This is a genomic window from Mesorhizobium sp. B2-1-3A, assembly GCF_006442655.1.
Lineage (GTDB): Bacteria > Pseudomonadota > Alphaproteobacteria > Rhizobiales > Rhizobiaceae > Mesorhizobium.
In genome coordinates this window covers 433,746-450,514 of record NZ_VFWK01000005.1, presented here as the reverse complement: position 1 = coordinate 450,514, position 16,769 = coordinate 433,746, and the positions used below count along the sequence as shown (strand labels likewise).

Sequence of the window (16,769 nt, the reverse complement as noted above, 5' to 3'; positions counted from 1 at the left end):
CGTAAGACAGCGCCGGCGGCCTCGGAATTTGTTATTTGGCCGGCTGCGGCTCCGGGAATGTCCACTTGCCATCCAAAATCTCGGCACGCGGCCGGTAGAGGCGCACCATGTAGTTCCAGTTTTTCACGATCGGCAGGCAGTTCGGTATCTTGCCGTCACAGCCGCCAAGCCGGACCGTGACAGCTCCGTCCCCATCCTTTTTGGCGGTGATGTTGTTGAGCGTGTAGGCGTCGTAGGAATTCTTCTCGTAGTAGCCTTGAGCGTTGTAGAGACTGATCGACCAGAACCCGTCGACAGGAACGTCCTTGACCTTCAACGTATAATTGGTGGTTCCGTCGTTCTTGGTCGGAACAACGTTGAGATAGATCGCGTCGCGCGGCGCGTTTGCTCCCCATGCCGAAGCTGCCCCGATCAGATATTGGACGGGGTCGACTTGCTCTTTCGTGCCGAAGGCGCGTCGCGTGTCGGTGACAGTGCTCGCGAGAACAAGCAGTGCGTCCCGGACTTTCTTCTGGCTCACCTTGTCCCAGTTCGGAATCTCGAACTTGCCGGGTCCGCCCGGCTGCGAAACCTGGATTGCGTCCTGCAGCGCATGGACGCGTCCCAGATCGTCGGGATCGTTCGGGTCGACCAGGGTGCGAATGCCGGCGAGCGCGTAACGCGTGCCGATTTTCGCCTTGTCGAGCGTATGCGGCCCAGCGCCATATTCGGTGGTCGTGTACTGATCCTCGCTGATGATCTGCAGCGACATGAAGCGTTGTCCGGCATCAGGCAGGGTGATGGTCGCCGGCCCTGCGTCGAGATCGAACACACGCGTCGAATAGAGCGTATCCCGGTTGCCCCGAATGACCGTCTGGTGATCGATGGGTAGAAGTTCCCGAACATGATGCCATCCGCCGAATCCGCCGCCGGTTACGGAATTGTTGAAGTAGAGGTCGGTTTCGGCGCGGGTGAAATTGTCGACCGTCACCGGCACGGTGCTCTGGGCGAGCGAGAGCCCCGTCGTGCAGATGACGGCCAGCGCTGCGATCAAGGTCGCGTTCTTGGTGTTCCTCTCTGTGCTCATCGCGCGGTAACCTTCTCTATGTCCGGCAGTACCCAACTCTTGTCGAACAATGGCTTTTCCGGCCCATAAAGGCGGAACATCACTTCGAATTTGCCTTTTGACGCTGTCGGCACCCAATTGGCTTCCTTGCCGGCGGGAGCCTTGGGACCGAAGTAGACATCGACGGAGCCGTCGGGGTTCTTCTTGAGATCAGGCGTTTGCGAGGAACGGCTGAACCCCTTCATGTCGCGGATGAAGGCATGGGTCGCGCGATCATAGGCCGTCGCCGACCAGTATTGCTTGACCGGCGCGTTCGCCGGCACGGTGAGGCGATATGTTTTCCCGCCGTCGAGGTCCTGCCCGTTCTTGTCCTTGATGGTCATCAGGTAGAACTGGCCGGCGCCCAGGTGCTTGATGCCGACGAAGCCCAACGAATAGGTGAGCCCCCTGGCATCCGTCGGATAGAGGTCGCGCTTGTCGTAGTTCGTGGATTGCCCTTCGATGCCCTCGGGCAAAGCCGGCACGACCCAGCGGTGGCCTTCATAGTAGGGCGCGAAAGCGGTTTCGTATTTGAGCTCCAACCACGACTGTGCTTCGCGCGCGGCCGCTTCGAGGCTCGCCTTCGTCTTTGCGTCGGGCCTGAAGGCCTTGCCTTTCTCGATGCCAATCGACTTCAGCTGGTCGATCATCGCTCTGTCCCGTTCCAGCCAGGGCTCGCTCTGCACGATACGGTCGAGCGACTCGAAGAAGCGCAGGTCGTACTGGATTGTCGAATCGAACACCGTGTCGATCACGTCGACAAATGTTGACTGCGGCGGACTGGCTGCCTGCGAGAGCGGGTAGAGCTTGATCCGCTTGCCGTAGGCCACCGCCTTGGCGACGTCGGCGTCGCTGCCGCTGGCCGGGGTCGAGCGCAACAGCGCATAGCCGTTGTAAGTGTCCGACTGCAGCGGGAAGTAACCGTCGGGGATCTTCTCGGCATATCCTGGCGGCAGGATCAGATACTTGCCGCCTTTGCCCTTGTCGGCGCCGGAGGGGCCGGCGTCCTCCAGCGCGACCTGCCAGATGTTGTCGATGTTGGCGGTGAGCGACCCTCCATCGGCAGGCGGGACTTCGAGCACCATCGGCCCCGCATCCTTGGTGTCGAAGAATGCCATCAGATAGACTGCGTCGGGGTTCGGCGTCAGCGTCTGGTTTTTCCAACTCGGCAGTCGCGACCAGTAGACGATCTGGTTGTTGCCGCCCTTGGCCTTGATCGCCTCCTGCAGCATCAGGTCATAGTTGACGGCGGGCATGCCCCAGATGACCGCCTCGACAGCGCGGCGCTGGATGGCGCGCGCGGCGAGTTCGGCAGCGGTCCAAGTCGCCTTCGCGGCGCAAGGCCCTGCCGAAGATATTGAGATCCCGACAACGAACGCACCTGCAAGCAAATGTCGGAAGGTCATGGCATCCTCCGGACTTCCGTTGGTGGCTCCGTGGTTGAACAAAGGCAGGCGGCAGGCTTCCGCCTGCCGCCGCAGCACATTTTTCAGTGCCCGCTGTTGAAGCTCGCGGCCATCTTTTCCAGAGCTTGGTCGAGTGTGAAGCTCGCGGCCTTCTGGCGCGGCGGATAATCCTTGAAGGTGGCCAGGAAAGGCTGCACCACGGCTTGGGCGGCCATGATGATGTAGCCCTTGGAGAAATACCAATCGAAGTAGGTGTTCGACGTGATGTCGGCTCGCTCGTACGGATCAGTCCGCAGATTGAATATTTTGGGGCACCGTAGAACGACGAACGGATCCATCCAGAGCTTAAGCGTGCCCTCCGTCCGCTGCTCCATGAACACGACCTTCCAGACTTTCATGCGCAGGGCGACGAGGTTGCCGTCGTCATCGAAATAAACGAGGCCCTCGCGCGGGCTTTTCACGCCTTCCGTCGTCAGGAAGTCGAGAAGATTGTAGCCGTCGATGTGGACCTTGAAGGTCTTGTCGCCCGCCTTGTGGCCCTTGAGCAGCTTTTTAGGAATGTCTGCGTCACCGGCTATGGCGCAGAAGGTCGGCAGCCAGTCGTGATGCTGCACGATGTCGTTGGTCACCTCGCCGGCGGGCACCTTGCCGGGCCAGCGCACCAGCATCGGCACGCGGAAAGCGCCTTCCCAGTTGGTGTCCTTTTCCGAGCGGAACATCGTCATGCCGGCGTCCGGCCAGGTGTTCATATGCGGGCCGTTGTCGGTCGAATACATGACGAAAGTGTCGTCGGCGATGCCGAGCTCGTCCAGATAATCCAGCATCTGACCGACATTCTTGTCGTGGTCGATCATCGTGTCGTGATAAGGCGACTGGCCTTCACCCGCCTGACCGACGCTTTCCGGCTTGGTGTGTGTTCTGGCATGCATGTGCGTGGTGTTCAGCCAGACGAAGAAGGGCTTGTCGGCGGCGTGCTGCCGCTTGATGAAGTCTTTTGCCTTCTCCACGACCTCGTCATCGACCGTCTCCATGCGCTTGCGTGTCAGCGGCCCCGTATCCTCGATCTTCTGCTTGCCGACCCGGCCCCAGCGCGGCTGCTCCGTAGGATCGTCCTTGTCCGTCGCCCAACAATGGAGCAGGCCCCTGGGGCCGAACTTTTCCTTGAATCGCGGATCCTTGGGATAGTCTGGCTCTTCCGGGTCTTCCTCGGCGTTGAGGTGATAGAGATTGCCGTAGAACTCGTCGAAGCCGTGCACCGTCGGCAGGTATTTATTCATGTCGCCGAGATGGTTCTTGCCGAACTGACCGGTCGCGTAGCCGAGCGGCTTCAAAAGTTCGGCGATTGTAGCGTCTTCGGCTTGTAGCCCGACATCGGCGCCTGGCAGGCCGACTTTTGAAAGACCCGTGCGGTAGACGCTCTGGCCGGTGATGAAGGACGACCGGCCGGCGGTGCAGGACTGTTCGCCATAGGCGTCGGTGAACATCAGGCCTTCCTTGGCGAGGCGGTCGATGTTGGGTGTCTTGTAGCCCATCAGTCCATGCGTGTAGCAACTCAGATTGGCCGTGCCGATATCGTCGCCCCATATGACGAGGATGTTCGGCTTGCCGGCCTTTGGTGATTTCGCCATCTTTCCTGCCTCCTGTGGTTAATCTGCCCGGCTACATGGATCGAGCCGGTTTTCTTCGCTCGAAGCCGTCAGCCAGCTGACGCGTCGGTGAACGGGCCGACGTTGAAAACCATGCTGAAGATCGCCACGAGGCCGACCACCAGCAGAATCACCGCGGTGACCAGCGTGAAGGAAACGGGATAGCCGCTGTCGCCATGGATCAGCCCGGCTTCGCGCATGTCGTTGCGCTCGCGGCGCAGACCGACCATGAACTGCACATGGTAGATGATGCCGATGATCAGCATCACGATGCCGAGCAGCACCAGCGTCACCCCGAAATTGCGGGGGGCGGCCGCGTGCGCCAGCGTGCCGGCATCCCTGAGCTTTTGAAATACCTGGTAGATGGTGAAGCCGAAGCTGATCAGCGACAGCGCGGTGCGGATCACCGACATCAGCGTACGATCGGCGCTCATGCGCGTCCGCTGGAACGACATGCCGGTGCGCCGCGCGGAAAGCTCGACGGAGATCTTGTCGGAACCGGATCCGGCGGTAACGGGTTCAACGCTCATTGCAGGTGTCCTGCGAACGGAGAGAAGTCGACCGGCACTGTTGGAGCGCGGCGGAAACTTTCGAAGTACGTTACGGTAACGATACGTGTCGGGAGGGCCGAACCGCCGCGTCTGATTGTGGGGCAGGCCTCGGCTCAATCCGCCGCCGGATCGGCCTTCAGGATCGTTCCGAGCTGATCGGGGGGAGGGGTATTCCCTTTTCCCTCCACGATCGCGATGGGAGCGCTGACCGTCGTTGCCGCGACCTTGCCAACCGTACCGACCGTGCCGGCAATCACCATGCCCAGTCCGTCGCCAAGGCCAACCCTGGAGTCGGTGAGGATTTGACCGGAGGCCAATTGAGATCCCAGCAGCGCCACGATTTCAGGGCTCTCGGCGAACTTGCTGTGATTCAGGCGGTCGTCCGTCTTCACATTGGTCAGGTCGATGACCGTTATTCCCGCCGCCTGCAGCTTCGACTTGTAGGGCTCTTTTGACGGATCGATCTGGCCCACCCGGTCGACATCGCCGGAAATCAAACGCGAGATTGCCAGAGCGCGGTCGTCCCGCGAGATCATGATCGTGAATTTCGGCTTCTCTGGTCCGAGTTCGGTCCACTGGCGCCCGAAGACATCCACGTCGAGGTCGGGAGATGCAAGAATTACGTTCCTGATCTTCGCAGAGACCCGGCCATCCTGCAGAGCCATTTGCCTCAACCCTTCCATGGCGAGCCAGGTCCCCATCGAGTGGGCCATGACGGTGATGTCCGTCACGGTGCGATCATTGGCCAAAGCCTTCAATGCCCGCTCGAAGGCCGTGCGGGAAAAGTTGGTGCTTTCCTTGTCGTAATTGTAGTCCAGGACGCTCGCGCGCGATGGCCAGGTGAAGAGGATGGGCGTGACCTTCGCCCCCGAGTCATGGACGAATTGCGCGAACCGAAAAACGGAATCCTCGTAGCGGTTGTTGAAGCCATGCACGAAGACGAGCACATGGCCGTTCGAATTGTGGGAGTGTAGCCAGTCGCCCGCCTGCGGGATCGAAAGGTTCTTCGCCGCGACGACGGCGAATTCCTTCCGGGGGTCCGGTGGCAATCTCCTCGGCCATTCGACGGTGCCGGATACACGGTTCGGCGGAATTGAAATGGTCAGGTCGGTCAACGAAAGTGTCGGGCTGCGCTCGCCCGTGAACAATGTTGCAGGATCGCCCGAAGGTTTGCGGCTGGTCGCCACCAGCATCGTTACGTCAGACGCCGATGCTGAACGCGTATTCGCCGCTACCGGTGCCAAAACGCCTTTCGGTCCTCCTGCGCACGCCGTCAGCGTGAGCAGGCACAAAGCCGCGACAGATCCGCTAATCCACTTGCGCATCGAGCAGCACCTGGTTTGTCACCGCTCAAAACTTCCCGGAAATGTCGAAGAATACAGCGTCGCCTTTCATGCGGTTTTCGGCCTCGACCTCATGGGCCCATCTCAAGCTGAGATCGACCTCGGTCTTCTCTCCGAACTTGGCCTTGTATTTGACCAGCGGTCCAACCGCGATCGAGTGACCCCTGAAGCCGTCATGGGCGTCGGCGAACGCACTGCGGTCATCTTCGATCTGGTCCAGGAAGCCTGCGATCGCCCCCACGGACAGGTTCTCCGTCAAGGCCTTCGTCACCGAGAGATCCAGATGGGCCGTCGCACCGCTGTAGTAATCGGTGTCCTGGTTCTTGGTGTTGATATCCACGCCGAATTTGGCCGAGAGGTCCAGCCCATGTTCCGGGATGAGGTAGGTGAATCCGATCGCCGGGGTGAACGTCCAGTAATTGAGGCCGATGAAGGCAAGGTCCCCCTCCTTCCATTCGCCGGTGGGCGCGGTGATCGTCAGGGATGCCGACACCCAGCTATTCATGGCGTCGTTGTGCCAGCCAAACACCAGCGGGGCGAAAGCGATGTCGCCGAGCCCGGTAACATGCTGATCCGCCTCCAAGGGGCCAAGCTCCGCCGAGGCAGCCGTTCGACCCAGTGGAACGGCAAGCTGGACGGCATAAGTCCAGTTTCCCGGCAAGTGCAACTCGGGCACGTAAACCCCGGCCAGAATCATGGAATAGATGTCACCGGTGAGACCGACCGCGACCGAGCCGTTGCCGAATGGAACCTGGCCACTCGCTTCGCCATGGTAATAGATGTTGGACATTGCCCAATAGGCGGCTCCCGGCGTGGGCGGCACAATGCCCGCGCCAGGGCCGGCGAAGGCGCCGGGGATATAGCGGCCCGCGACGGCCTCGGTGGCATTTGCTTCCTTCACGGAAGCGAACGCCGCAAGAACCGCTGTCGCGGTCACCAGCCAGGCAAGTGATCTTGCTTCAGTCATCGTCTCCCTCTCCATGCCGAGGTTTTCATTGGCCGCTAAAAACTCACCAACGAAACACCAACCTCCATATTGAAGTCGTACGGCCGGTCGTTCCCGATACCGATGCCTGGCCTGATATAACCGTTGATGGCGCCGCCATTCGGCATCCTGCCCAGATTGAACCCCAGGGCGACCTCCCAGGACATGGGTTCGGTCCTGGCTTCGAAATCGTAACTCGCGGTCAGGTCCGACGTCAGCCACCAGCGTTTGGCATGCGGCTTGTAGACGACGTAGAGGTCGAAATCGCCGCGATTGACGTTGGCCCGGTCGCTGTCGCCGGCAAATGAAAAGCTCTGGATATAGGCCGGCGCGATTATGACTTCCGGGCTGGCAAAATAGGCCCAGGTCAATCCGGGCGCTGCGACCCATTTGCCGGTGCCAAGCACGTCCTCGGAGGCGGTCGGCGCGTAGATCTCGGTGCTGAGGATAAATGCCTGCCGCCTGCTTAAATATGGAATCCAGCTGAGCTTCGCCGAGATGTCGCCGAGGCCGAATTCGTCGTCGCCGCCCAGGTTGGTTGCGTCGAGCGGCAAGGTCAGGCGAACCGAAGCCTTTCCGTCGAAAAACGGCTCGGTATAACGGACGTTCGTGATGTTGTAATATTCGTCCCCTGGCAGGAATCTATACTCGTTCGAGAATGACAGCGTCCTTGTCAGGACGGCAGGGTTCGTCCCCGAAGTATCCTTGGCCTCCTGGGCCTCGGCGTGTCCGGCAAAAGCTAGCGCAATGGCAAAGGCGAGCGCACGACAATTCGAGCCGGATGCGGGAGCTGCTGCTTCGAGCCCCTGAGGGCGGAAGGTGCCCGCCGGCAGGATTGCACCGGCGCCGGAGCGAATGCGTCCCATGAACATACCCGGTCACGACCCTCTGCTGCGCGCCGAAGCTTTTGGCGCATCACACAATTGAATCGGAATGCCGGGAAGCGAAGTACGTTACAGTTACAGAGGCCACGCTCACGTTATCGCCGGATATCACTTCAGCGCCGGATGTCACTTATCGCCGGATGTCACTGGCACATGCGAATAATGTCGGTCTCCAGCTCGGTGCAAAGCTCTTCATATTCGGCAATCGCATCGCGGTTCGCGTTTCCCTTTTCCTTTCTCAACCGATCCAGGGCCACGTTGGCGTCCTCGTAAGCGCCACACAGGCCGAGCAGATGAGGATCCGTCGCGCTGAGGATTTGAAGCATGCCGCGCAAAGCCGGCATCTTGATCATGAGCCTTAGCAAGCCCCGACGATCGTGGTCGCGTTCCGAAGGCATGGCCATGGGTTTCAAACCGGATGAAGGACCTCGTGCGTGGGAGGCATTCCATCAAACATCACCGCAGTTCGGGGAGGCGCGCCAGCACTTTACTGTTACAATCGAGTTTTCTCCGGGTCTGCCCGGGTCGTTCAACAGCGCTATCCGGCTTCTGGCGGCGTTTCCATCGGTCAATCTCCCGGAAGGCCTGCTTGTTACCGTTTCGTATCGGTATATGTGGCAGCCAAGTATTGTGCCTGCGGGGCCATCTCCTACTCTGACTGCCTGACGCGCTCGGTCAATCGGATGGGGCTTCTCCGAGGCCTGCATCCCTTGTCAGCCAGCGCATCCAAACCGCAGTCATCGACTTCGCAGCCTGAAGTCTGTGCCGGCGCGACACCAAACCGTTGGAGTCCGCGATGCCAAGAGATCTCGTTTCCAAAAGCTTTATCCGTCCTTGTGGCTGGCTGCTTGCCGGCGCCCTGACCATCCTGCCGATCAGCAACGCGATGGCTGACGATGCGAAAGACATACTCAAGGCCATGTCGGACTACATGGCCAAGCAGAAGAGTTTTTCCTTCGGCTACGATTCCTCGATTGAAGTCGTCACGCGCGATTTCGAAAAGCTGCAGTTCGCCAGCTCGGGCAAGGTCGAGGTCGCCAGGCCCGACAAGATCGCCGTGTCGAGGATTGGCGGTTTTGCCGATGTCGAAACCGTCTTCGACGGCACCACCTTGTCGATCCTCGGCAAGAACTTGAACGTCTATAGCCAGGTGGAGGCCAAGGGCACGCTGGATGACCTTGGTGAGCGACTTTCGAGTGCCGGCATTGATCCGCCGGGAGCCGATATTCTGGCGTCAAACGTCTTCGATACCCTTATGGACGGGGTCACCGACGCCCGACACATTTCAAGCGCCTATATCGATGGCGTCGAGTGCGAGTATCTCGCCTTCCGATCGCACGACGTCGACTGGCAGATATGGATTCAGGCCGGCGATCAGCCAATCCCCAGGCGCTATGTTATCACCAGCAAGCACCTCTCGCAGGCGCCGCAATACACCCTCCAGACCAGGGATTGGAAATTCGATTCCGATGTCGCGGCGAACGATTTCAAATTCAAGGCACCGGCCGACGCCAAGAAAGTCGACCTGAGCGAAATCGCGCAGATCGACGAGGTCCCAAGCCCTGAAGACGACGGAGACCAGCAATGACCAGGTTCGGCAAACTCCTGACGGCATCGATTTTCGGTGGATTTTTGTGCGCTGAAATCGGACCTGTTTCCGACCTCGCTTTCCTCGAGGTTCTCAACCCTGTTTCGACCGCGCAGGCAAGGTTCGGTCATCCGCTGACGCCGCTGTCCTATGCCGGAGTGGCGCGCCGTACGGCGCGCAGAACAACAAGGCGCGTCATTGCACGGCAGATTGCGGTGCTGCCGCCAGCCTGCGTCTACGGTCTCTACTACGGTCACTACTACTACAATTGCGGTGGCGTTTATTATGCGAGGACTGGTGGCGTATACGTCGAAGTCGTCGTTCGGTAGATGAGCCCGATCATGGATAGACGCACGGTGCTTGCCGGCATGCTGGCGGCCGGACTGCCGCTCTCCAGCGTCGTGTCCGCTCGCGCTCAGGCAGCACCTCTCGCTTCATGGCATGAGGGGCCTGCCAAGGCATCGATCATGGACTTTGTCGCCAAGGTCACGACGCCATCCGGCCGTGATTTCGTTATCGCGGATGAACGGATCGCGGTTTTCGACAATGACGGAACACTGTGGTGCGAACAGCCGATCTATTCTCAACTCGCCTTCGCGCTGGATCAGATAAAGCTGCTCGCGCCGGACCACCCGCAATGGCAGACGCAGGAGCCCTTCAAGTCTGTGATCTCCAATGACCTGAAAGGTCTGGTTCGCTCTGGCGAGCAAGGAATATTCGAGATCGTCGCGGCGACGCATGCCGGTATGACCACCGACGAGTTTGACCGCGCCGTCCTCGATTGGACCAGAACGGCAAGGCATCCCCGTTTCCATCGCGCCTACACTGAACTTGTTTTCCAGCCGATGCTGGAACTGCTCGAGCTCCTGCGCCAGAACGATTTCAAGATCTTCGTGGTCTCGGGTGGCGGTGTCGATTTCATGCGTCCCTGGATGGAAGCGGTCTATGGCGTCCCGCCGGAGAGGATCGTCGGCTCATCGGGCATGACCAGATACGTCGTCGGAGCGGACGGCAAGCCGGCCCTGATCAAGGACGCCAAGGTCGATTTCGTCGATGACGGTCCCGGCAAACCTGTCGGCATCAACAAATTCATTGGCCGCAGACCTATCTTTGCGTTCGGTAATTCCGACGGCGATCTGCAGATGTTGCAATGGACCGCGGCTGGAAGCGGCCCGCGATTTATGGGGATCGTGCATCACACCGACGCCGATCGTGAATATGCCTACGATCGCGTCTCTTCGGTCGGAAAGTTGGACAAGGCGTTGGACGAAGCTGTGAACGGCCATTGGGTCGTCGTTGACATGAAGCAGGACTGGAAAGCGGTCTTTCATTCCTGAAAGGCACGGGCCTCATCGGGAATTCAATGCACGGGATCTGAATACGTCGGGGTAGAGAACAATGAACGGAAAACCGTTTCGTGGCGCAATGGCTGGCATTGTCTTGTTTGCCGGAGGAGCGGGCCATGTCGCAGCTGCCTCCATGGAGGCACTGCAAGGCGCATGGACGATGAACGGGACGGGATGTGAAGACAATTTCGAGAAGCGGGGCAAAGGTTTTGAATACAAGGACCGGAGTTCTTCCCTGACGACGGGAATCATCGTCTCCGGCAGCAGGGTCCTCGGACCCAACTCCAGTTGCAAGGCGGAGAAAATCTCACAGAATGGCGATCGCTTTTCGGTACTGCTGAGCTGCTCGGATGCGGTTCTGTTCAGCAGTTTCTCAGCATCCTTCCGTGTCATCGACAAGACCCATTTCGAGCGTTTCGACCCTCAATTTCCAGAGATTTCCGTCATCTATTACAAATGCGAATTTTGAAGTGACCGTGCGCGGCCCTGGCCAACAGGCTTCCGCGCTGTTTTCGGCCCCGCCCTGTTGTTTGGATCCGGTATCGCTCACGGCAGCCTGTTTGACGGACGTGCTGCCTTCCCGATCGCGTGGTCCGGTCATCATGTTCGTCGTGGCGATCGGCGCTTCTTGCGCCGCCTTCAGCCTGTGAGCGATCCCGGAAGCGGTCGCTCGTTCTCCGGCACATTTCGATCATCAATATCGTCGGGCAAGGCGCCTTTCGAAGAAACCGAAGCCGGTCGTCACAATTGCGGCCAGCAGGAAATATCCCAACGCGGCGGCGAACAGAGGCTCGTAGATCCTAAAAGTCTGCGCACGAACCAGGTTCGCTGCACCCATGAGTTCGAAGACGGTGATCGTCGAGGCCAGGGCGGTCCCCTTCAGAAGCAGGATATTCTGCCCTCCGATCGCCGGCAGGGCTAACCGGAAGGCCTGTGGCAATAGAACGGAAATCATGATCCGTGTTTTCGACAGCCCAAGCGACTGGCCGGCCTCACGCTGACCGTCAGGAATAGCCTGTATCGCGCCTCTCCATATTTCGCCGCAATAGGCCGCGGTGTTCAGGGACAGGGTAAGAAACGCGTAGCAATAAGCGCCTCGAAGAAGGGGCCAAAATGGGCTGTACCTTATCGAAGGGATACCGCCGAGGAGCTGGCCGACGCCGAAGTAGCAAAGGTAGAGCTGGACGAGAAGCGGCGTGCCACGGAAAGCCAGGATGAAGGCGACCGCCGGGTAGCGAAGCCATGGCCTTGCCGATAACCGGGCAAGGGCGACCGGGATGGCCAGCAGATTGCCGACCAGCGCGCAGCCGATAAACAGGACGACGGTGGTCTGGATGCCGGCCAGGAGCTGGGCGGCGAGATATTGCCCGAATTCTGTCACGCTATCCGCGCCTCCCGGTATTGGCGGTTGATGTTTCCAGGGCGTGGAAGAGCATCGCCGACAGGCCTGACATGACCAGGAACACGAATGCGATCGCGCAATAGAACAGGAAGTAATCGCGCGTCGCCCCAGCGGCCATCTTGCCGGCGAGAACGAGCTCCGTGAAACCGATGAGGCTGACGAGCGAGCTTTCTTTCAGGACGACCAGCCACAAATTGCCTAGCCCTGGCAGCGCCAATGGGATCATCTGCGGAAGGATCACCAGGAAGAAGGCTTGGCTGCGGGTCAAACCAAGCGCGTGGGCCGCCTCGGCCTGGCCTCGCGGGATGGCGGTGATCGCACCGCGAAGAACTTCCGTGCTGTAGCCTCCCTGAACGATCCCGAGCGACAAAGTCGCCGCCACAAATCCGTTCATCTGGAATTCGGACGTGAATCCGGCAAGGGTCACGACCGAACGCAATGCGTCGGTGGCGGTATAGTAGACGAGAAAAATAATCAGGATGTCGGGGACGGAGCGGATAATGGTGGTGTAGGCGGTGGCGACAAAGACAGCTGTCCGGCGCTTCGAAAGCTTGGCCAACGCACCCGCAAGGCCAAGCGTCAGGCCAACGATGTAGGCGCTTATCGAAATCTCGACGCTTAGCAAGGCGCCGCGAAGCAATTCATCGCCCCAGCCCTTGTCTCCGAAGCCGAGCAAGGTCAGCCAAGACACGATCGAATCCATGCGGCAAGTTCCAATGGTGCCGGCCGGAACGGGATGGCCGGCACTAGAGCAATTCCAGGAAAAGTGTGAGCGGCTTTCCGTCCGGAACTGCATCAAAACAAGGAGTTGGAGTGGTTCGCCGTTTCCGTGAAACGGTGAAGTGCCTACTTCTTTGACTTAGAGGCGGATTCAGATTTCAGGTCGATACGACCTGAAATCATCCGGCTCCAGGCCCTGCATCCGATGATCAATCGCCGTAGATGTCGAAATCGAAATATCGCTTGGTTATCGTGTCATACTCGCCACTGGCCTTCACGGCCTTCAGCGCGGCGTTGAGGCGGTCCCTAAGAACCGTGTCCTCCTTGCGCAGGCCGCCGCCATCCCCGTCGCCGAACATCTTTTCATGCGGCAGGGTAACCTTGATTTCATAGGCCTGGCCTTCGGGCTTTTTCAGGAAGTCCTGGATCTGGATACCCGCCGCCGCCATCAGGTCCACACGGCCGGCTTGCATGTCGGCGATTTCATCGTCGAGCGTCGGATAGATCTTTACTTCGCCAATGCCGTTCAACTTATCCTGCATGTAAGTCGCCTGCAGGCTCGCACTCTGCGCCGCCACGGCGACGCCCTTGAACGTGTCCGGCTTTGCCACATCGAATTGCCGCGTGTCGGCCTTGGCGCCGACAAGTACGTTCGGCGAATAGTAATACTTGTCGGTGAAGTCGATCACCTCCTTGCGCTTGTCCGTGATCGACATAGAGCTCCAGATGACATCGAACTTCTTGGCCAGCAGTGCGGGAATGATGCCGTCCCAGGCGATGTCGACGATTTCGCACTTCGCCTTCATCTGCGTGCAGACGGCATTCATCAGGTCGATTTCCCAGCCTTGCCATTTGCCGCTGGCATCCTTGACCGAGAAGGGTGCGTATGGCTCGGCGGCTACCCCGAAGCGAATGACGTCTTCGGCGGTCGCTGAGGACGTGGCGGCGGCACCAAAGGCCGCGGCGATTAGTGATACGATAACTGCCAGTTTTTTCATGACGGTTCCCCTTTTTTGTTTCCTGCTGAATTGTCATTTCGCAGGGTGGTCTTCAAAAACGCTAACAGTTCAAGTCAAGGCGATCTAATGCCCTCTGCCGCGCGGTTCATCACCAATAGTTATGACAACGGCAGGGGCGCGAACGGCGCATTCCGGCCTGAGCCTCGACTGTGCCGAAACCCTCTTCGGTCGCTTCCGTCGATCCAACCATGAGTTTTCCTCACCAGCCTCATTCTGAAGGAAATAGGTGCGACACTTGTCCGCCAAATCCGGGCTGTGCCATCGTCGATCCGATCCCGTCCTTGGGTGACTGCGACGCCGACAGCGAGGTCTCGTGCGACTTGAGTTTGCCAAATGAGAAGTGGCCTTTCCGGATCTGTCGAGGACCTGAGCGAAAGAATCGCTTCCGGCCTTTCGCCGGTGACGATCGTGGAAGGCTGTCTGGAGAGGATCCATGCGCTGAACGGGCAAATCAGGGCGATGATCTTCGTGAACGAAGCCGACGCCCTCGATGCCGCGCTCCGGGCAGAGCGCGAAATTCAGGCAGGTCGCTGGCGCGGTCCGCTGCATGGCGTGCCCATCGCGATCAAGGACGTTGTTGATGTGATGCACTGGCCGACGACCGCGGGATCCCTGCTGTTGCGTGACCAGGTCGCCCAGAATAGCGCGGCCTGCGTCGCCAACCTCCAGGCGGCAGGCGCAATCATCATCGGCAAGACCAACCTTCATGAGTTCTGCGTTGGCGGGCATGACAATCCCTGGTTCGGCAAAGTCGTCAATCCGCTCGATGCAAGCCGCGGAACGGGCGGCACCAGCAGCGGATCGGCAGCGGCGGTTGCCGCGGGTTTCTGTGCGGCGGCGATCGGCACCGACAGCGGCGGTTCGAACCGGTCTCCGGCGGCCGCGACGGGGTTGTTCGGCTATAAGCCGACCAATGGTCTGATCGACGCGAAGGGTGTGATGGGTATCGCGCCCTCGCTGGACTGCGTCGGCGTGCTGGCGCGCTCGACGAGGGATGTTCGCCTGGTCACCGAGGCCCTGGCCGGAAAGCGCTTCAGCCGGCCGCAGGGCAGCGGAAGCGTAAAGAGGACCGGCATGACGATCGCCGTGTGCCCCGAACTGACCGGGGCACCTGTGGACAACACTATCGAGACGGCATTGGCCGCGCTGCTCGATCAGCCCTTCGTTCGCACGGTGGAAATCGCCTTCGACGACAGAGAGCAATTCGTGGCCGCGGGCCTGACGATCCTGCAATACGAATTTGCCAGGACCTACCAGGATCCGATCGGGCGGAACCCGGATCTGGTCGGCGACGCGGTTCGCGTTTTCCTCGAGGACGGCGTCGGCATCGGCGCGGACGCCTACGACAGAGCCGTCGGGATCCGCGAGGATGCGCGTCGGCGCTTCATGGTGAAAATGGCGGACCTGGATGCCCTGGCAATCCCGACGGCTCCCGGCTCGGCTCCCCGGCTGTCGGACGAGCTTACCCAGGTGAAGGGTGAAATGGTGTCATGGGGGATGGCAGGCGGCCGGTTTCGCCGCTGGGCAAATATGCTCGGCATGCCGGCCTTGGCAGTCCCGCTGGATGTTGCCCATAACCTTCCCGTGTCGGTACAGCTTGCCGCTCTTCCCGGCCGGGATGCCGCCTTGCTCGACCTTGCCGAGACGTTGACCGGCACCTGACTGGCGTTCGCAGGTCGTCAAAGTTCATAACCTGCCGGAATGAACTTCATTCGCTTGGCTATTGGAACGCCCGCTATCGCCAGTTAACATCGGCTTTGCCGTGGCTTGCTCGGACGGCGCATCGATTTATCGGCGGGGCAGGGTCAGCGGCCATGAAGTTCAGCGAGAAAGACACGGTTGCAAAGGACGTGGAGTTCACGCCCCGCGAGATCGAGATTTTTGCTTCGGTCATGTTGCACGGGACGACGACGAAGGCGGCCGACGCGCTGGACATCACGCAGCCCGCTGTCAGCAAAATGCTCCAGCAGCTCACCGAGAAGGCGGATTTTCAGCTGTTCAGGAAAAGCCGGCAGCGACTGATCCCTACTCCTGAAGCGCACATGCTTTATGCGGAAGTGCAGCGGGTTTTCGAATCCGCGCGCGGTATCTCGCGTGCCGCCAAGGAAATCCGCGAGCTGCGCAGCGGCAGGCTGAACATCTGCGCGTTGCCTGCTTTCGGGTCCACGCTGCTGCCATCCATCATAACCAGCTTCTCAAGCCACCATCCGTCCGTGTCCATCTCGCTGGATATCCGCAGCTCCGCGACGGTGGTGCAGAGGGCAAGCCGCAATCAGCTCGACATCGGTATCGGCGTCACGGCGTCGGACGAGAACCCTTCTATCGTGAGGCGGGCGCTGACCGCGACACCGCCCGTCTGCGTCATGCCCGCGGGCCATCGTTTATCGCAGCTCGAAGTCATCCAGGCGGACGACCTCGACGGTCTCGACTTCATCTCGATGGGCTCGGCCGATCCGATGCGGCGGCAACTCGACGCCCTGTGCGACGAGCGCGGTGTCAGGCGCCTGCTGAAGGTGGAGGCCAGCCTGTCCAGCGCCTGCATCGCCTTGGTCGCGTCGGGCGCGGGCGTGACGGTCGTCGATCGGCTCTCCGCGTGGATGGCGCGCGACCTGCCGATCGAGATCAGGGATTTCCGGCCGCACCTCGATCTGAATCTCAGCGTGTATCGGCCGTGGGGCGTCATCGCGTCGACGGCGGCTGACGCTTTCACCGAGCATCTCATCCAGACGACGCGGAGCTTTATGAACAGCGTGGGCGCCGGGGTAGTGGCTCTTGGGACAAGGCAGGATTAGCAA

At 60.1% G+C, this 16,769-nt stretch carries 17 protein-coding genes; 6 read left to right on the top strand and 11 right to left on the bottom strand.

What is annotated here, in order from left to right; translation table 11 throughout:
• Positions 1-31: 31 nt before the first annotated feature.
• The 8 genes from FJ977_RS22420 to FJ977_RS22390 all read right to left on the bottom strand — a co-directional run bounded on the left by FJ977_RS22420 (position 32) and on the right by FJ977_RS22390 (position 8,303).
• Complete coding sequence (locus tag FJ977_RS22420; RefSeq protein WP_140774363.1) at positions 32-1,066, bottom strand: DUF1254 domain-containing protein; 1,035 nt, start codon at positions 1,064-1,066, stop codon at positions 32-34.
• Entirely contained in the window at positions 1,063-2,490 is a 1,428-nt protein-coding gene (locus FJ977_RS22415; protein ID WP_140774362.1) for a DUF1254 domain-containing protein, read from the bottom strand. The genes FJ977_RS22420 and FJ977_RS22415 overlap by 4 nt, the downstream gene beginning before the upstream one ends.
• Positions 2,491-2,573: 83 nt before the next feature.
• Positions 2,574-4,118: an arylsulfatase gene (locus FJ977_RS22410; protein ID WP_140774361.1), complete on the bottom strand. Its 1,545-nt coding sequence runs from the start codon at positions 4,116-4,118 to the stop codon at positions 2,574-2,576.
• Positions 4,119-4,186: 68 nt separating this feature from the next.
• Positions 4,187-4,666 (bottom strand): DUF202 domain-containing protein, encoded by a 480-nt coding sequence (locus tag FJ977_RS22405; protein WP_244735399.1) that lies wholly within the window; start codon positions 4,664-4,666, stop codon positions 4,187-4,189.
• A gap of 134 nt (positions 4,667-4,800) precedes the next feature.
• The gene (locus tag FJ977_RS22400; protein ID WP_140774360.1) at positions 4,801-6,012 is read right to left on the bottom strand and encodes an alpha/beta hydrolase; all 1,212 of its coding nucleotides are present in this window, start codon (positions 6,010-6,012) and stop codon (positions 4,801-4,803) included.
• Between the two features lie 25 nt (positions 6,013-6,037).
• Entirely contained in the window at positions 6,038-6,997 is a 960-nt protein-coding gene (locus FJ977_RS22395) for a transporter (RefSeq protein WP_181180018.1), read from the bottom strand.
• A 35-nt stretch (positions 6,998-7,032) separates the two neighbouring features.
• Positions 7,033-7,881 (bottom strand): hypothetical protein, encoded by an 849-nt coding sequence (locus tag FJ977_RS35915; RefSeq protein ID WP_181180017.1) that lies wholly within the window; start codon positions 7,879-7,881, stop codon positions 7,033-7,035.
• 161 nt (positions 7,882-8,042) lie between these two features.
• Positions 8,043-8,303 carry a hypothetical protein gene (locus tag FJ977_RS22390; protein ID WP_140774358.1) on the bottom strand — a complete coding sequence of 87 codons (261 nt, stop codon included), beginning with the start codon at positions 8,301-8,303 and terminating at the stop codon, positions 8,043-8,045.
• A gap of 392 nt (positions 8,304-8,695) precedes the next feature.
• Between FJ977_RS22390 and FJ977_RS22385 the strand changes: the two genes are divergently transcribed.
• The 4 genes from FJ977_RS22385 (at position 8,696) to FJ977_RS22370 (ending at position 11,302) form a co-directional block, all read left to right on the top strand.
• A complete protein-coding gene (locus FJ977_RS22385) occupies positions 8,696-9,487 on the top strand; it encodes a DUF2092 domain-containing protein (RefSeq protein ID WP_140774357.1) in 792 nt (263 codons plus the stop codon).
• Positions 9,484-9,816: a hypothetical protein gene (locus tag FJ977_RS36340; RefSeq protein WP_140774356.1), complete on the top strand. Its 333-nt coding sequence runs from the start codon at positions 9,484-9,486 to the stop codon at positions 9,814-9,816. The genes FJ977_RS22385 and FJ977_RS36340 overlap by 4 nt, the downstream gene beginning before the upstream one ends.
• A gap of 12 nt (positions 9,817-9,828) precedes the next feature.
• Entirely contained in the window at positions 9,829-10,824 is a 996-nt protein-coding gene (locus tag FJ977_RS22375) for an HAD family hydrolase (RefSeq protein WP_246683256.1), read from the top strand.
• A 61-nt stretch (positions 10,825-10,885) separates the two neighbouring features.
• On the top strand, positions 10,886-11,302 hold the full coding sequence (locus FJ977_RS22370; protein ID WP_140774354.1) for a hypothetical protein: 417 nt from the start codon (positions 10,886-10,888) through the stop codon (positions 11,300-11,302).
• Positions 11,303-11,527: 225 nt separating this feature from the next.
• Here FJ977_RS22370 and FJ977_RS22365 read toward each other — a convergent pair whose 3' ends face one another.
• From FJ977_RS22365 to FJ977_RS22355, 3 genes are all read right to left on the bottom strand, one after another.
• Positions 11,528-12,214, bottom strand: a complete 687-nt coding sequence (locus FJ977_RS22365) for an ABC transporter permease subunit (protein WP_140774353.1) — start codon at positions 12,212-12,214, stop codon at positions 11,528-11,530.
• A 1-nt stretch (position 12,215) separates the two neighbouring features.
• Complete coding sequence (locus FJ977_RS22360) at positions 12,216-12,938, bottom strand: ABC transporter permease subunit (protein ID WP_140774352.1); 723 nt, start codon at positions 12,936-12,938, stop codon at positions 12,216-12,218.
• A gap of 226 nt (positions 12,939-13,164) precedes the next feature.
• Positions 13,165-13,953, bottom strand: coding sequence for a transporter substrate-binding domain-containing protein (locus FJ977_RS22355; protein ID WP_246683255.1), 789 nt, complete (start codon positions 13,951-13,953; stop codon positions 13,165-13,167).
• A 420-nt stretch (positions 13,954-14,373) separates the two neighbouring features.
• Here FJ977_RS22355 and FJ977_RS22350 point away from each other — a divergent pair, with 420 nt between their 5' ends.
• Both FJ977_RS22350 and FJ977_RS22345 read left to right on the top strand, forming a co-directional pair.
• Complete coding sequence (locus tag FJ977_RS22350) at positions 14,374-15,636, top strand: amidase (RefSeq protein WP_181180016.1); 1,263 nt, start codon at positions 14,374-14,376, stop codon at positions 15,634-15,636.
• A 152-nt stretch (positions 15,637-15,788) separates the two neighbouring features.
• On the top strand, positions 15,789-16,766 hold the full coding sequence (locus FJ977_RS22345) for a LysR substrate-binding domain-containing protein (RefSeq protein WP_140774350.1): 978 nt from the start codon (positions 15,789-15,791) through the stop codon (positions 16,764-16,766).
• Positions 16,767-16,769: the final 3 nt, after the last annotated feature.

What these genes read in the sequence shown, in the direction of transcription:
- FJ977_RS22420 (WP_140774363.1), bottom strand. Translation starts at nt 1,066, where the DNA reads ATGAGCACAGAGAGGAACACCAAGAACGCGACCTTGATCGCAGCGCTG.
- FJ977_RS22415 (WP_140774362.1), bottom strand. Translation starts at nt 2,490, where the DNA reads ATGACCTTCCGACATTTGCTTGCAGGTGCGTTCGTTGTCGGGATCTCA.
- FJ977_RS22410 (WP_140774361.1), bottom strand. Translation starts at nt 4,118, where the DNA reads ATGGCGAAATCACCAAAGGCCGGCAAGCCGAACATCCTCGTCATATGG.
- FJ977_RS22405 (WP_244735399.1), bottom strand. Translation starts at nt 4,666, where the DNA reads ATGAGCGTTGAACCCGTTACCGCCGGATCCGGTTCCGACAAGATCTCC.
- FJ977_RS22400 (WP_140774360.1), bottom strand. Translation starts at nt 6,012, where the DNA reads ATGCGCAAGTGGATTAGCGGATCTGTCGCGGCTTTGTGCCTGCTCACG.
- FJ977_RS22395 (WP_181180018.1), bottom strand. Translation starts at nt 6,997, where the DNA reads ATGACTGAAGCAAGATCACTTGCCTGGCTGGTGACCGCGACAGCGGTT.
- FJ977_RS35915 (WP_181180017.1), bottom strand. Translation starts at nt 7,881, where the DNA reads ATGGGACGCATTCGCTCCGGCGCCGGTGCAATCCTGCCGGCGGGCACC.
- FJ977_RS22390 (WP_140774358.1), bottom strand. Translation starts at nt 8,303, where the DNA reads ATGGCCATGCCTTCGGAACGCGACCACGATCGTCGGGGCTTGCTAAGG.
- FJ977_RS22385 (WP_140774357.1), top strand. Translation starts at nt 8,696, where the DNA reads ATGCCAAGAGATCTCGTTTCCAAAAGCTTTATCCGTCCTTGTGGCTGG.
- FJ977_RS36340 (WP_140774356.1), top strand. Translation starts at nt 9,484, where the DNA reads ATGACCAGGTTCGGCAAACTCCTGACGGCATCGATTTTCGGTGGATTT.
- FJ977_RS22375 (WP_246683256.1), top strand. Translation starts at nt 9,829, where the DNA reads ATGGATAGACGCACGGTGCTTGCCGGCATGCTGGCGGCCGGACTGCCG.
- FJ977_RS22370 (WP_140774354.1), top strand. Translation starts at nt 10,886, where the DNA reads ATGAACGGAAAACCGTTTCGTGGCGCAATGGCTGGCATTGTCTTGTTT.
- FJ977_RS22360 (WP_140774352.1), bottom strand. Translation starts at nt 12,938, where the DNA reads ATGGATTCGATCGTGTCTTGGCTGACCTTGCTCGGCTTCGGAGACAAG.
- FJ977_RS22355 (WP_246683255.1), bottom strand. Translation starts at nt 13,953, where the DNA reads ATGAAAAAACTGGCAGTTATCGTATCACTAATCGCCGCGGCCTTTGGT.
- FJ977_RS22345 (WP_140774350.1), top strand. Translation starts at nt 15,789, where the DNA reads ATGAAGTTCAGCGAGAAAGACACGGTTGCAAAGGACGTGGAGTTCACG.